The sequence below is a fragment of the Methylobacterium sp. WL8 genome (assembly GCF_008040045.1).
GTDB lineage: Bacteria > Pseudomonadota > Alphaproteobacteria > Rhizobiales > Beijerinckiaceae > Methylobacterium > Methylobacterium cerastii.
This window is the reverse complement of the sequence record NZ_VRVF01000021.1, coordinates 21,751-35,774: the sequence shown is the minus strand read 5'-3', so window position 1 is coordinate 35,774 and position 14,024 is coordinate 21,751. Positions and strand designations below refer to the sequence as shown.

Genomic DNA, 14,024 nt, shown 5'->3' with positions numbered 1-14,024 from the left:
GCACCGTCAAAGGATGCCGTATTGCGAACCGTTCCAATCCGGCCCCTAAACGAGCCTGGAACCGAACGCGGCGGAGCAAAGCAACATGGGAGGCGAGACGACGATCCTGGCGACCGCCGGCCTGCTCGTGCTCTGCATGGGGCTGTGGGCGACGGCGCTGCTGCCCGAGATCGTCACCGCGCTCCTGTTCTTCGCGCTCGCGATGCTGCTCAAGCTCGGCGCGGCGGCGACGGTGTTCTCGGGCTTCGCGTCGTCGGCCTTCTGGCTGGTGATGTCGGGGATGGTGGTCGGCCTCGCGATGACCCGGACCGGCCTCGGCGCGCGCCTGGCGCAGGGCCTGAGCGGCCGGCTCTCGGGCTCCTATGCGCGCTTCATCGCCGGGCTCGTGGGGTTCAGCTTCCTTCTCGCCTTCGTGATGCCGTCGAACCTCGGGCGCATCGCCCTGATGATCCCGGTGACGCTGTCGCTCTGCGACGCGTTCGGGCTGGCGCCCGGTCGCAAGGGCCGGGTCGGCGCGGTGATGGCGATCGGGCTCGCGACCCCGATCCTGTCGGCGGCGATCCTGCCGGCCAACGTCCCGAACCTCGTGATGGCCGGCGCCGCCGAGCGGCTCCAGGGGCTGCACCTCACCTACCTGCCCTATCTCTGGCTGCACGCGCCGGTGCTCGCGCTGGTCAAGGGCGCGCTCCTCGTCCTGCTGCTCGTAAAACTGTTCCCCGACCGGCTCGAGGCCGAGGCCGCGGCCCTGCCGGCGTTGCCGCCGGCCTCGCCCGCCGAGCGCCGCCTCGCGGCGATCCTCGTCGGCACCCTGGTCCTGTGGACCACCGACGGGCTGCACGGGATCGCCCCGGCCTGGGTCGGGCTCTCGGCCGCGGTGATCTGCCTGATGCCGCGGGTCGGCGTGCTGCCGGCGGAGGCGTTCACGCAAGTCTCCCTGCGCACCTGCTTCTACATCGCCGCCCTCCTCGGCCTCGTCGCGCTGGTCAACGAGACCGGCCTGGGCGAGCGCCTCGGCCACGCCTTGCTGGCGGTCGCGCCCCTCAGCCCCGGCGCCCCGGTCCAGAATTTCGCCGTGCTCGTCGGCATCGCGACGGCGCTCGCCCTGGTCGTCACCGCCAACGGCGCGCCCGCGCTCTACACGGCGCTGGCCGGCGAGATGGCGAAGGCCAGCGGTTGGCCGTTGCTCGACGTGGTGATGGTGCAGGTGGTCGGCTACGCGACCCTGTTCTTCCCCTACCAGGCGCCGCCCATCGTGTTCGCGCGCGAGCTGGGCGGGGTGTCCCTCGCGGACGCGACGCGGGCGACCTTCGCCTACGGCATCGCCGGGCTGCTGGTCGCCGCACCCCTCGACTACCTGTGGTGGCGACTGATCGGACGGCTGCCATGACAAGGCAGCCTATCGCGAAAGCAGAGCCCCCGGGACAGCAATGGGAAGGCGATATCCCGGCGGAATCGTCAACACCGCCCCGCCATGCCGCATTGCGGCGAAACGCCTGGACCTCTAGCGCTACAGATTAGAGACGGTCCAATTCGAAGCCCATTCCGAGAACGACACGAGGCCCCCCGCACGATGGCACCCACCGCACGCCCCACCGTGGCCCAGCCGCTCTCGCCGCACCTCCAGATCTACCGCTGGACCTGGACGATGGCGATGTCGGTGTTCCACCGCGTCACCGGCACCGCCCTCTACGGCGGCACCGCGCTCGTCGCGATCTGGCTCGTGGCGCTCGCCTCCGGCCCGGCGGCCTACGCCTGGGTGGCGTGGTTCTTCGGGTCCTGGATCGGGCGGATCGTGCTGTTCGCCTACACCTGGATCCTGCTGCACCACATGCTGGGCGGTCTGCGCCACTTCGTGTGGGACGCCGGCTACGGCTTCGACCGCGACAAGCGCATGGCGCTGGCCCGCGCCACCCTGATCGGTTCGACGACGCTGACGGTCGTCGTCTGGGCCGTCGCCCTTCTGGCGCGCTGAGGAGTTCCCGCCATGGCCAAGGCCAAGATCCTTCAGAACCCGCAGGTCTCGATCCGCACCCCCCGCGCCCGCGTCCGCGGCCTCGGCGTCGCCCACCACGGCGTCGGGCATTGGTGGATGCAGCGCCTGACCGCCGCCGCCAACGCGCCGCTGATGCTCGCCTTCGTGGTGATCATCGCCCTGATGGCCGGCCGACCGTATCCAGAGGCGGTGGCCCTGGTGTCGCACCCCTTCGTCGCGATCGTCCTGATCCTGGCCGTGACCTCGGTCGCGATCCACATGCGTCTGGGGATGCAGGTGATCATCGAGGATTACATCCACAGCCCGGGGCTGAAGATCGCCGCGGTGTTCGCCAACAACTTCTACGCGGTCGTCGTGGCCGTGGCTTGCCTCTACGCCATCCTGCGCGTGGGGCTCGGCCGCCTCGTCTGACCTGCTTCCCGCGATCTTGAAGGAGCCTTCCATGGCCGCCAACGGACAGAACGGGCAGGGACCCGCCTATTCCATCACCGACCACACCTTCGACGTCGTCGTCGTCGGCGCGGGCGGCGCAGGGCTTCGCGCCACCGTCGGCTGCTCGCAGGCCGGCTTGCGCACCGCCTGCATCACCAAGGTGTTCCCGACCCGCTCGCACACCGTGGCGGCGCAGGGCGGCATCTCGGCCTCGCTCGGCAACATGGGGCCGGACGACTGGCGCTGGCACATGTACGACACCGTGAAGGGCTCGGACTGGCTCGGCGACCAGGACGCGATCGAGTACCTGGTGCGCAACGCCCCGGCGGCCGTGTACGAGCTCGAGCACTGGGGCGTGCCGTTCTCCCGCACGGAGGAGGGCAAGATCTACCAGCGGCCGTTCGGCGGCATGACCACCGATTACGGCAAGGGCACCGCCCAGCGCACCTGCGCGGCCGCCGACCGCACGGGGCACGCGATGCTCCATACCCTCTACGGGCAGGCGGTGAAGAACCAGACCAACTTCTTCATCGAGTACTTCGCCCTCGACCTGATCATGGACGACGAGGGTCGCTGCCGCGGCGTCGTCGCCATGGACCAGGCCACCGGCGAGATCCACCGCTTCCGCGCGCAGATGGTGATCCTCGCCACCGGCGGGTACGGCCGCTCCTACTTCTCGGCGACGTCCGCCCACACCTGCACCGGCGACGGCAACGCCATGGTGTTGCGCGCCGGCCTGCCGCTGCAGGACATGGAGTTCGTGCAGTTCCACCCCACCGGCATCTACGGCGCCGGCTGCCTGATCACCGAGGGCGCCCGCGGCGAGGGCGGCTACCTCACCAACTCCGAGGGCGAGCGCTTCATGGAGCGCTACGCGCCGTCGGCGAAGGACCTCGCCTCGCGCGACGTGGTCTCGCGCTCGATGACCATGGAGATCCGGGCCGGCCGCGGCGTCGGCAAGGGCGGCGACCACATCTTCCTGCACCTCGACCACCTCGACCCGGCGATCCTGCACCAGCGCCTGCCGGGCATCTCGGAATCGGCCAAGATCTTCGCCGGCGTCGACGTCACCAAGGAGCCGATCCCGGTGCTGCCGACGGTGCACTACAACATGGGCGGCATCCCGACGAACTATCACGGCGAGGTGCTGACGCTGCGCGACGGCAACCCCGACACCGTGGTGCCCGGCCTGATGGCGATCGGCGAGGCGGCCTGCGTCTCGGTGCACGGCGCCAACCGCCTCGGCTCGAACTCGCTGATCGACCTCGTGGTGTTCGGCCGCGCGGCGGGCCAACGCTGCGCCGAGATCGTCGAGCCGAACGGCCGGCCGATGGACCTCGCCAAGGACTCGGCCGACAAGGCGCTCACCCGCCTCGACCGCTTCCGCTACGCCGACGGCGGCACGCCGACCGCGGACCTGCGGCTCGAGATGCAGAAGACGATGCAGAACAACTGCGCCGTGTTCCGCACCGGCGAGGTGCTGGAGGAGGGCAAGGGCCTGATCCACAAGGTCTGGAGCGCGTCGGCCGACATCCGCATCACCGACCGGTCGCTCGTCTGGAACACCGACCTCCTGGAGACCCTGGAGTTCGACAACCTGATCGGCCAGGCGGTCGTCACGATGGAATCGGCCGCCAACCGCGAAGAATCGCGCGGCGCGCATGCCCGCGAGGACTTCCCCGACCGCAACGACAAGGAGTGGATGAAGCACACCCTGTCGTGGCTGGACGAGAGCGCCCACCGGGTGAACATCGACTACCGCCCGGTCCACACCTACACGATGTCGAACGAGATCCAGTACATCGAGCCGAAGGCGCGCGTTTACTAAGCTGCGCTTCGGAAAGCCGATCGGCGAGGCCGCGCCCTCGATGCGTCTTGCCGATCGTTGCTTCGATCGACTCTAGCGGAAGCCAACGACAGCCATGGCCGAATTCTCCCTCCCCAAGAACTCCCAGATCACCGAGGGCAAGTCCTGGCCCGCGACGACGGGGGCCAAGAACCTCAAGGAGTTCCGCGTCTACCGCTGGAACCCGGACGACGGGAAGAACCCGCGGATCGACACCTACCAGGTCGATCGCGACGATTGTGGGCCGATGGTGCTCGACGCCCTCCTGTGGATCAAGAACAAGGTCGACTCGACGCTGGTGTTCCGCCGCTCCTGCCGCGAGGGCATCTGCGGCTCCTGCGCCATGAACATCGAAGGCCAGAACGCGCTCGCCTGCACCATGGGCATCGACGAGTGCCAGGAGCACGCCAAGGGCCGGAAGACCGCCGCGGTGAAGATCTATCCACTGCCGCACATGCCGGTGCTGAAGGACCTCGTTCCCGACCTGACGAACTTCTACGCCCAGCACGCCTCGGTCGAGCCCTGGCTCAAGACCGACACCCTGGCGCCCGAGAAGGAATGGCCGCAAACCCCGGAGGACCGGGCCAAGCTCGACGGACTGTACGAGTGCATCCTGTGCGCCTGCTGCACCACCTCGTGCCCGAGCTACTGGTGGAACGGCGAGAAGTTCTTGGGGCCTGCCGCGCTGCTGCAGGCCTACCGCTGGCTGATCGACAGCCGCGACGAGAACACCGGCGACCGCCTGGACGCGCTGCACGACCCGTTCAAGCTCTATCGCTGCCACACGATCATGAACTGCGCCAACACCTGCCCGAAGAACCTGAACCCGGCCAAAGCCATCGCCGAGATCAAGAAGATGATGGTCGAGCGCACGGTCTGATCCGGCGGGGCGCGGCACTGAGGCCGCCCCGCCACACTCGCCCCGAAAAGCCCCGTGCGCGGGCACTCGGGTGGGCGTTCCCCGATCCCCCGCCTTGCGGCCATCGCATTTGCCCCCGACGCAAGGACCCGCAAGGGGCGCCGCACGCGCGCCGGGGAAGCCGAGACCGATGCCGCGCCAGTACCGTTCGACGATCGCCCTCCTCGCGCTGGCCGCGGGTCTCGGCGCCTGCTCGTCGCAGCGCTTCGACGGACCTCGCGTCCGCGCGCCGGCACAGCAGGCCGCCATCGACAACATCGCGCCGGCGATGCCCTCGGGCGCCGTGACCTCCGCGCCGCTCGCGCCGCCGCCGGGGGCCTCGGCCGCGCCGGACGGGGCGCCGATCGGCGCGCAGGCCTCGATCGCCCCGCCGCCGGCCTCCAACGTCATCCCCGAGCCGGTGGTCGCGCCGCCGCCTGCCCCGCCGGTGGTGGCGAGCGGGCGCGCCTCGGTGGTCGGCGCCTGGGACGCCAAGGATGCGACCGGGGCGAGCTGCAAGGTGACGCTGTCCAGCGCGCCGGCGCTCGACCTCTACAAGGCCTCCGCCGCGGGCTGCCCGAACAAGGATCTGGCCAAGGTCACGGCCTGGGATTTCCGGGACGGCGAGGTCTACCTGTACCAGCAGGGCGGCACGGTGGCCGCGCGCCTGCGCCAGGGCGGCGGCGCCCTCGACGGCGCGCTGACCAAGTCCGGTGCCTCCCTCGCGCTGGTGCGCTGAGGGCTTACACCAAGTCTCACGGGTCAGGACCGATGAGGTCCGGCGGATTGCCGCCGCCCCGTAGTCGCGGCGGCCGGACCGCGACGAGTCGCGCTCACCGAGGTCCGGTATCGGCCGCGTGTGGGGCTACGGGCTCACCCGCAGCCCGAGCAGGAAGGTGTTGTCGGAGAAGCTCGCCGTCGCCACCGAGCTGTTGATCTCCTGGTAGAGATAGGTGCCGCGCAGCGTTAGCCAGCGGTTGAAGCGGTAATCGAGCCGGGCGGTCGCCGAGAAGCCGGTCTCGCGGATCGAGACCCCCTGGTAGTCGTTGTGCAGGTAGGCGCCGCCGACGATGATCGAGAGGTTGCGCAGGAGGTCGTGCTGCACCTCCAGCGTCGCCGTCTGGGTGCGGATGCCGCTGGAGCCGGGGACCGTCGTCTCGGTGACGCCGGCCTGCGCGTTGAGGCGCACGGTGGTGAGGGGGCTCGCCGCCCAGATCAGGGCGGCGGCCAGGATGGGCGCGTCGAGGCCGCGCAAGGCTGGGTCGACGTAGGTGCGGTGCTGCAGGCCGCCCGAGATCTCGCCGCTGATCGAGCGGGTGAAGTTCAGGGTCGCGCCGACCGAGGCGGCGATGCCGTCCGAGTCGCGGCGCAGGCCGCTGGCGTCGCGGCGCAGGTCGTAGACCCGGGTGTCGGCGAGCAGCTCGACGAAGGGGCTGATCTCCGGCGACACCTCGTAGGCCGTGCGCAGGCGCATGCTGTACTGGTTCTGGTTGCGGTCGGCCTGGCTGATCACGGTGCCGTCGGACAGCCGCGCATCCTCGAACTCGGAGCGGTCGACCGAGCCGCGCAGGGACACGGACAGCCGGTTGAAGGTCTCCGTCGCGCCGAGCGAGCCGCCATAGGTCGCCACGATCGGCCGGTTGGTCGCCGTCACGGCCTGGAGGTTGGGGCTGCCGGTGCGCTGGGTGTCGACGAGGAAGCGGGTCTCGGCGTCGATCCGCAGGTCGCGGTTGGCGTCGATCCGCAGGCGCACGGTGCCGGCCGCGTTCGGGCGGCTCGCCACCTCGTTCTGCGGGGTCTCGAGGTAACCGGCGCGCAGCTCGCCCGCGAGTTCGCTCCGCGACCAGTCGGAGCGGAAGTTCAGCTCGCCCTCGCTCCTCAGCGCCACCGAGCCCTTGGCGAGGGAGGGCGTCGTCTGGTCCGGGTTGCTGTCGTAGCCGAGGCTCTGGGTGAAGGAGGGCAGCACCGTGAAGCTGCCGAGCTTCAGCCCGAGCGGCGCGTAGGCGTCGTCGGTGGCGAGCGGCCGCCGCAGGCTGTTGGCCAGCAGCGCGCCCGGCGTGAGGACGCCGCTCAGCGGATTGATCAGCGGCAGCCCCGCCCCTTGCGGCCGCGGTGCCTCCGGCGGCAGGGGCACGCCGACGACCGGGTTCTGGATCACCGGCGACAGCCGCAGGGACGGCGGCGGGATCTGGGTGACGTCCTGGGTCAAGCGCCGCGTCGCCGTCCCCTGGCGCCGGGGCGGTGCCGCGCGCTGGCGCAGCAGGCTGATCGGCGCGCGGTTGTTGGCGCCCGAGGTGGCGCCGCCGGTGCGGCTGCCGGAGGAGCGGACGCGCGTGTCGAAGGTCGAGGCGCCGGCCTCGGCGCCGGTCGGCCCGGACAGGCTGGCGCCGCCCGAGGTGAGGCCGCCGGAGGATTCGCCGCCGGACGTCTCGCCGGACGTGCCGTTGCCGAGGCGGGGCGGACCGTCCATGGGGCGGCGGCGCAAGGTCGGCAATCCGTCCTGGCCGGGCTCCTGGCCGATGCCGGGGTTGTCGGGCTGGCCGCCGACGGGACTGAGGGATTCGAAGCGCGCGCCTTGCGCCTGCGCCGCGCCGGGCAGGGTCGCGAGCGCCGCCGGGAGGCCGGCGAGCAGAAGTGCGAGGCCGCAGGCACGGCCTGCCTCCCGTCGCGCATGCCCGTCGCCTTCCACCCCCAGCACCGGATCCCGACTCCCCTGGCTGGGCGCGCGAGGATCGCCGCACCGCTTCCGCATGGTTAACGAAGGCTAGCCGGGCGTAGTTAATGCGGCGTCAACGGCGGATGGGGGCGGACCCGCGACGCCGATGGATCGGCGCGTGCGGCGGGTCTATAAGCGGACGATCATGTCCGCCCCCGCGCCCGTCCGCCGTCTCGACCCGGTCCTCGTCGACCGCATCGCCGCGGGCGAGGTGGTCGAGCGGCCGGCTTCCGCCGTCAAGGAGCTCGTGGAGAACGCGATCGACGCCGGCGCCCGCTCGGTCGCGGTGACGATCGAGGCCGGCGGCCGGCGGCTGATCCGGGTGGTCGACGACGGCGCCGGCATGTCGGCGGACGACCTCGTCCTGGCCGTCGAGCGCCACGCCACCTCGAAGTTGCCGGGCGGCGACCTCACGCGGATCGACACGCTGGGCTTCCGCGGCGAGGCGCTGCCCTCGATCGGCGCGGTCTCGCGGCTGTCGATCACCACGCGCACGGCGGAGGCCGAATCCGGCGCGGCCCTCGTCGTCGAGGCGGGCCTGCGCGGCGCGGTGCGGCCGGCGCCGGCCGCACGCGGCACCCGGATCGAGGTGACCGACCTGTTCTCTGCGACGCCGGCGCGGCTGAAGTTCCTGAAGTCGGACCGCGCCGAGAGCGCGGCGGTCTCCGACATCCTGCGCCGGCTCGCCGTGGCGCAGCCTGCGATCCGCTTCACGCTGACGAGCGAGGGCGGCACGCCGCTGGTGCTGCCGGCGCTCGCCGGCGCCGGGCCGGACGACCCGGCGGCCAACCTCGCCCGGCTGGCGCAGGTGCTGGGGTCGGACTTTTCCGAGAACGCCCTGCCGGTGGCGATGGCGCGCGAGGGCTTCTCGCTCACCGGCCATGTCGGGCTGCCGACCTTCCATCGCGGGGCGGCCAACCACATCCATTTCACGGTGAACGGCCGTCCCGTCCGCGACCGACTGCTGCTCGGCGCGGTGCGCGGCGCCTACGCCGACACCCTGCGCTCCGACCGGCATCCGGTGCTCGGGCTGGCGATCGCCTGCGAGCCCGGCCTCGTCGACGTCAACGTCCACCCGGCCAAGACCGAAGTGCGGTTCCGCGATCCGGGGCTGGTGCGGGCGCTCGTCGTCAGCGCGATCCACGAGGCCTTGCGCCGGGGCGGGGTGCGGGCCTCGACCGGCGTCGCCGCCCGCACCCTCGACGCCCTACGCCCCTCCGGCGGGCTTCCGCTCACGCAGCATGCCCTGACGCAGCATGCCCTGACTCAACATGGCGGGGCGGCGAGCCCGAGCCTGTTCCAGGCCGCCCGAACCGGCGCGTTCCGGCCCGGCATCCCGTCGGTCGCGGCGCCGTCCGGCTTCCACCGGCCCGCGTCGGACCCGGCCTACGGGTTCGGCGAGGCGGCGCAGGCGGCGTTCGAGCCGGCCAGCGACTTGTCGGACCCGATGGCCGGCTTGGCGGAACCGACGGCCGACCTGGCGCCGCCGGCCGCCGACCTGCGCAGCCTCGACGCGGCCGAGGACGCCCTCGACCACCCGCTGGGCGCCGCGCGGGCGCAGCTGCACGAGACCTACATCGTCGCCCAGACCCGCGACGGCGTGGTGATCGTCGATCAGCACGCGGCGCACGAGCGCCTGGTCTACGAGCGGATGAAGCGCGAGCGCGCGTCGGGCGGCATCCTGCGGCAGGGCCTGCTGATCCCCGACGTGATCGAGATGGCGCCCGAGGCCGCCGAGCGGCTGGCCGCGGCGGCCCCCGAACTCGAACGGCTCGGCCTGACGCTGGAAGGCTTCGGCCCCGGCGCGGTGCTGGTGCGCGCCGTGCCGGCGGCGCTCGCCGGCGCCTCGGTGCGCGACCTCGTCGCCGACATCCTCGACGCGCTCGACGCCAGCGGGGTGGAGGAGGGCGGCGCCGGCGCCCTGGAGGACGGCCCCCTCGGGCGCCGCCTCGACGCGGTGCTCTCGCGGATGAGCTGCCACGGCTCGATCCGCGCCGGCCGCCGCCTGCGCCCGGAGGAGATGAACGCGCTCTTACGCGCCATGGAGGCGACGCCGAATTCCGGCCAGTGCAACCACGGCCGCCCGACCTACGTCGCGCTCGGCCGCCACGACATCGAGCGGCTGTTCGGGCGGCGCTGAGCGGGGCGGCGCAGGGTCGATCGCGGCAAATTCAATCCGGGCAAGGTCAATCGCGGCAAGGTCAATCCGGGATCGCGAACCCGATCGACTGGCACAGGAGCGCGACCATCGTCACCCCGCCGGCGACGAGCCCCATGCGGGCCGAGCGTGCGGGGGCGGAAGCGGACGGCGAGGCGCCGAACCCGAGCTCGTCCTCGTAGCGCGCCAGGATCCAGGCCTGGAGCGCGGGCGCGGTCATGGCGAGCCAGGCCCACAGGCCGATCGCCACGAAACCCAGGCCTTGCCCGCCGTAGGTGAAGACGTCGTCGATCATGGCGCTCTCGAATCGACCGCCCCCTCGCGGCGAGCTTAGATCACCGATCCGTGATCCGGGAAGGGCCGGCCGGTCCCGGCCGCGGCTTTCGCGTGCGCTGGAACACGGATCGGCCTATGACACGTGCCGACGCCCGAACAACCCGGCCCGTGTTCCGATGACCGCACTCGCAGACCTGTCCCCCGCCGACCTCGCCGCGCGCTACGCGCAGGCGCAAGGCGCCTACGAGGCGTTCCGCGCCCGCGGGCTGAAACTCGACATGACCCGGGGCAAGCCCGCGCCCGAGCAGCTCGACCTCGCCTCGGGGATGCTGGCGCTGCCCGGCAACGGCGACCACACCACGGCGTCGGGGGAGGATGCGCGCAACTACGGCGGCCTCCAGGGCCTGGCCGAGGCCCGCGCGCTGTTCGGCCCGGCGCTCCTCGGCGCGCCGCCGGAGCAGGTGGTCGTGGCCGAGAACGCAAGTCTCGCCGTGATGCACGACTGCATCGTCTGGGCGATGCTGAAGGGCGTGCCCGGCTCCGAGCGCCCGTGGTCGAAGGAGGCGGCGCCGGCCTTCCTCTGCCCGGTGCCGGGCTACGACCGCCACTTCGCCCTGTGCGAGGAGTTCGGCATCCGCATGCTGCCGGTGCCGATGACCCCCGAGGGGCCGGACATGGAGGTGGTCGAGGCCCTGGTCGCGGACCCGGCGGTCAAGGGGATGTGGTGCGTCCCGAAATATTCGAACCCGTCCGGCGAGATCTATTCGGATGAGACCGTCCGGCGGCTCGCGGCGATGAAGGCCGGCGCCCCGGACTTCCGCCTGTTCTGGGACAACGCCTACGCCGTCCACCACCTCACGCCCGAGCACCACGCAATTCCCGACATCCTCGATGTCTGCAAGCAGGCCGGCAACCCCGACCGCGCCTTCGTCTTCGCCTCGACCTCGAAGATCACGCTGGCCGGCGCGGGGCTGGCGTTCTTCGCCGGCTCTCCCGAGAACGTGCGCTGGTACCTGGCGCGGGCCGGCAAGCGCACCATCGGGCCGGACAAGCTGAACCAGCTTCGGCACGTCCGCTTCCTGCGCGACCCGGCCGGGCTCACCGCCCACATGGAGCGCCAGCGCGAGCTCCTCGCCCCGAAGTTCTCGGCCGTGACCGAGGCGCTCGAACGCCACCTCACCGGGACCGACGTGATCTGGAGCCGGCCCGAGGGCGGCTACTTCGTCAGCGTCGACGCCGGCGTCGGCACCGCCGAGCGCATCGTCGCGCTCGCCAAGGGCGCCGGCATCGGCCTGACGCCGGCCGGCGCGACCTTCCCCAACGGCCGCGACCCGCGCGACGCGGCGCTGCGCCTCGCGCCCTCCTACCCGAGCCTGTCCGAGGTCCGCGAGGCGGCCGAGGGGATCGCGCTCTGCATCCTGCTCGCCGCGATCGAATCGGAGCGGGCGGTGCGGGCGGCGCCGCAGCAATGAGCGGCCTCCTGCGGACGGCCGCCTTCCTCGTGCTCGCCACGTCGATCCCGGCCGCCGCCGCCCCCCGCGTCGATGCCTGCGACCGGCTCGCCGCCACGATGATCCGGGCCACCGGGGCCTCGCTCGCCGGGCGCGCCGGCTCGCTCGCGGTGTTCCGCGCCACCGACGCCGAGCGGATGAGCCTCGATTGCCGGGCGCCGGCGCGGATGGTGTTCGCCTCCCGCGACCGCGAGCCGACCCGAGGCTACTATGAATTGATCGGCCGGGCTGCGCGCGCGCTCACCGGCGCGGCCGCCGAGGCCGCCGAGGTGCTGGCGCGGCAGGTCCACCAGGATTCGCTGCTCGCCGACGCGCCGCGCCAGGGCATCGCAGGCAAGGCGGCGCTCCGCTGCGAGACCGGGCCGCGCGACGACGCGCTCGCCGGCGACCTCACGGTCTGCGTCCTGGTACCGAACCGGCCGCCGGCCTTGCGCCGCAGGGCCGGACTTTCGCACGGGGCGAGGGCGGGCTAAGCCTCCGCCCATGCCCGATTCGACCGAGACCCACGAGCCCAAGACCGTCCGCGCCGGCGCGGTCGCCTTCGGCAACCACCTGCCGCTCGCGCTGATCGCCGGCCCGTGCCAGCTCGAGAGCCGCGACCACGCCCTCGAGATCGCCGCCGCGCTGAAGGAGATGGCCGAGGCCCACGGGCTCGGCCTCGTGTTCAAGGCGTCCTTCGACAAGGCGAACCGCACCTCGGGCGGCGCCGCCCGCGGTGTCGGCCTGTCCGGCGCGCTGCCGATCTTCGCCGAGATCAAGGACCGCTACGGCCTGCCCGTGCTCACCGACGTGCACGATGCCGGGCAGTGCGGGCCGGCCGCCGAGGTGGTCGACGTGCTCCAGATCCCGGCCTTCTTGTGCCGCCAGACCGACCTGCTGCTTGCCGCCGCCGCCACCGGCCGCGTGGTCAACGTCAAGAAGGGCCAGTTCCTCGCCCCCTGGGACATGCAGCACGTGGCCGCCAAGGTGACCCAAGCCGGCAACCCGAACGTGATGGTCACCGAGCGCGGCGCCTCGTTCGGCTACAACACCCTGGTCTCCGACATGCGCAGCCTGCCGATCATGGCCGCGGTCACCGGCGGCGCGCCGGTGGTGTTCGACGCCACCCACTCGGTGCAGCAGCCGGGCGGGCAGGGGGGAAGCTCGGGCGGCGAGCGCCGCTTCGTCGCCGTGCTGGCCAGGGCCGCCGTCGCGGTCGGCGTCGCCGGCGTCTTCATCGAGACCCATCCCGATCCCGACCGCGCCCCGTCCGACGGCCCGAACATGGTGGCGCTGCGGGACATGCCGGCGCTCCTGTCCGAGCTGCTGGCCTTCGATCGGCTGGCCAAGGCGCGGGCGTAGGACCCGGGCGCAAACTGCAAACCTCAAGCCGGCTCGCGCACTGCGACGAGGACGTGCGCCCGCAGCGGCTGCGATAGCCCGCAACGCCCGTTCGCATCGCGCTCGATCGCAGCCGCGAAGGCGGTGGCGATCGCTCCCGCGTTGTCGCGGATCGCGATCCGCCGCGCCGGGTCGACCGCGGCGACGCGTTCGAGGAAGGCGTCGCGGTCGGCAAAAGTCTCGCGGCGCACGAACGTCGTGTCGGAAAGGCAGCGGAACCGCCCGGCCGCGATCGCGTCGGCGATGGCGGCCTGCGCCGCCGCGCGGATCGCGGTCTCGTCCTCGACCGGCCTGAGCGCCACGAAGAAGCTGCCCTCTGCCAACGGCTCGACCACGACGATCCGGCCCCCCGGCACGACGACCCGGGCCGCCTCGCCGAGCGCGGCGCGCGGGTCGGGGACGTGATGTAGGGCGTTCAGGATCACCGCGCCGTCGAACGATCCGTCGGCGAAGGGCAGGCTCTCGGCCGAGCCGGCCTCGAAGGTGCAATTCGGTGCGCGGTCCCGGGCGGCCGCGATCGCCGCCGCTCCAGGATCGATCCCGGTCATCCATGCGCCGTGGCCGGCGAGCGCGGCCGCCATCGCGCCGGGACCGCAGCCGACGTCGAGGAGGCGGCGCCCGGCGATCGGCGCGAAGGCGTCGAGGACGAGCGAGAGGGTGTCCATGGGCGAGGTCCGCATCGGTCGAGCCGCACCACCATCGCGGGGCGGGCGCCGCGGCGCAACCGCCCGGGCCCCTTCGATGCCACCGGGACGCCGCGATGGATACGGCCGAGCCGGATCGCGGTTTCAGTCCAGACGCGACGAACCCGCCG

The 14,024-nt window shown here is 72.4% G+C and carries 13 protein-coding genes; 10 read left to right on the top strand and 3 right to left on the bottom strand.

Features of this window, described 5'->3' with window-relative positions; all coding sequences use genetic code 11:
• The first annotated feature begins 85 nt into the window (after nt 1-85).
• The 6 genes from FV234_RS10110 to FV234_RS10085 all read left to right on the top strand — a co-directional run bounded on the left by FV234_RS10110 (nt 86) and on the right by FV234_RS10085 (nt 5,908).
• The gene (locus tag FV234_RS10110) at nt 86-1,387 is read left to right on the top strand and encodes an SLC13 family permease (protein WP_238272505.1); all 1,302 of its coding nucleotides are present in this window, start codon (nt 86-88) and stop codon (nt 1,385-1,387) included.
• A 183-nt stretch (nt 1,388-1,570) separates the two neighbouring features.
• A complete protein-coding gene (sdhC, locus tag FV234_RS10105) occupies nt 1,571-1,972 on the top strand; it encodes a succinate dehydrogenase, cytochrome b556 subunit (protein WP_147762884.1) in 402 nt (133 codons plus the stop codon).
• A 12-nt stretch (nt 1,973-1,984) separates the two neighbouring features.
• Nucleotides 1,985-2,404, top strand: coding sequence for a succinate dehydrogenase, hydrophobic membrane anchor protein (sdhD, locus tag FV234_RS10100; RefSeq protein ID WP_147753924.1), 420 nt, complete (start codon nt 1,985-1,987; stop codon nt 2,402-2,404).
• Between the two features lie 31 nt (nt 2,405-2,435).
• The gene (sdhA, locus tag FV234_RS10095; protein ID WP_147753923.1) at nt 2,436-4,253 is read left to right on the top strand and encodes a succinate dehydrogenase flavoprotein subunit; all 1,818 of its coding nucleotides are present in this window, start codon (nt 2,436-2,438) and stop codon (nt 4,251-4,253) included.
• A 94-nt stretch (nt 4,254-4,347) separates the two neighbouring features.
• Nucleotides 4,348-5,151, top strand: coding sequence for a succinate dehydrogenase iron-sulfur subunit (locus FV234_RS10090; protein WP_147753922.1), 804 nt, complete (start codon nt 4,348-4,350; stop codon nt 5,149-5,151).
• A 169-nt stretch (nt 5,152-5,320) separates the two neighbouring features.
• Nucleotides 5,321-5,908 carry an AprI/Inh family metalloprotease inhibitor gene (locus FV234_RS10085; RefSeq protein WP_147829057.1) on the top strand — a complete coding sequence of 196 codons (588 nt, stop codon included), beginning with the start codon at nt 5,321-5,323 and terminating at the stop codon, nt 5,906-5,908.
• A gap of 126 nt (nt 5,909-6,034) precedes the next feature.
• On the opposite strand, the gene FV234_RS10080 is transcribed toward FV234_RS10085, so the two are convergent.
• The gene (locus FV234_RS10080) at nt 6,035-7,867 is read right to left on the bottom strand and encodes an outer membrane beta-barrel protein (RefSeq protein ID WP_238272503.1); all 1,833 of its coding nucleotides are present in this window, start codon (nt 7,865-7,867) and stop codon (nt 6,035-6,037) included.
• Nucleotides 7,868-8,030: 163 nt separating this feature from the next.
• Between FV234_RS10080 and mutL the strand changes: the two genes are divergently transcribed.
• Nucleotides 8,031-10,025 (top strand): DNA mismatch repair endonuclease MutL, encoded by a 1,995-nt coding sequence (mutL, locus tag FV234_RS10075; RefSeq protein ID WP_147829053.1) that lies wholly within the window; start codon nt 8,031-8,033, stop codon nt 10,023-10,025.
• A gap of 61 nt (nt 10,026-10,086) precedes the next feature.
• On the opposite strand, the gene FV234_RS10070 is transcribed toward mutL, so the two are convergent.
• Entirely contained in the window at nt 10,087-10,338 is a 252-nt protein-coding gene (locus FV234_RS10070; RefSeq protein WP_147829051.1) for a hypothetical protein, read from the bottom strand.
• 157 nt (nt 10,339-10,495) lie between these two features.
• Between FV234_RS10070 and FV234_RS10065 the strand changes: the two genes are divergently transcribed.
• The 3 genes from FV234_RS10065 to kdsA are packed head-to-tail and all read left to right on the top strand — an operon-like array spanning nt 10,496 to nt 13,171.
• The gene (locus FV234_RS10065; protein WP_147829049.1) at nt 10,496-11,791 is read left to right on the top strand and encodes an aminotransferase class I/II-fold pyridoxal phosphate-dependent enzyme; all 1,296 of its coding nucleotides are present in this window, start codon (nt 10,496-10,498) and stop codon (nt 11,789-11,791) included.
• Nucleotides 11,788-12,303 (top strand): hypothetical protein, encoded by a 516-nt coding sequence (locus FV234_RS10060; protein ID WP_187273637.1) that lies wholly within the window; start codon nt 11,788-11,790, stop codon nt 12,301-12,303. Before FV234_RS10065 ends, FV234_RS10060 begins: the two co-directional genes overlap by 4 nt.
• Nucleotides 12,304-12,313: 10 nt before the next feature.
• Nucleotides 12,314-13,171 (top strand): 3-deoxy-8-phosphooctulonate synthase, encoded by an 858-nt coding sequence (kdsA, locus tag FV234_RS10055; RefSeq protein WP_147829047.1) that lies wholly within the window; start codon nt 12,314-12,316, stop codon nt 13,169-13,171.
• A gap of 23 nt (nt 13,172-13,194) precedes the next feature.
• Here the strand turns inward: kdsA and FV234_RS10050 are convergent, their stop codons facing one another.
• Nucleotides 13,195-13,890 carry a methyltransferase domain-containing protein gene (locus tag FV234_RS10050; RefSeq protein WP_246686159.1) on the bottom strand — a complete coding sequence of 232 codons (696 nt, stop codon included), beginning with the start codon at nt 13,888-13,890 and terminating at the stop codon, nt 13,195-13,197.
• Nucleotides 13,891-14,024 lie beyond the last annotated feature (134 nt).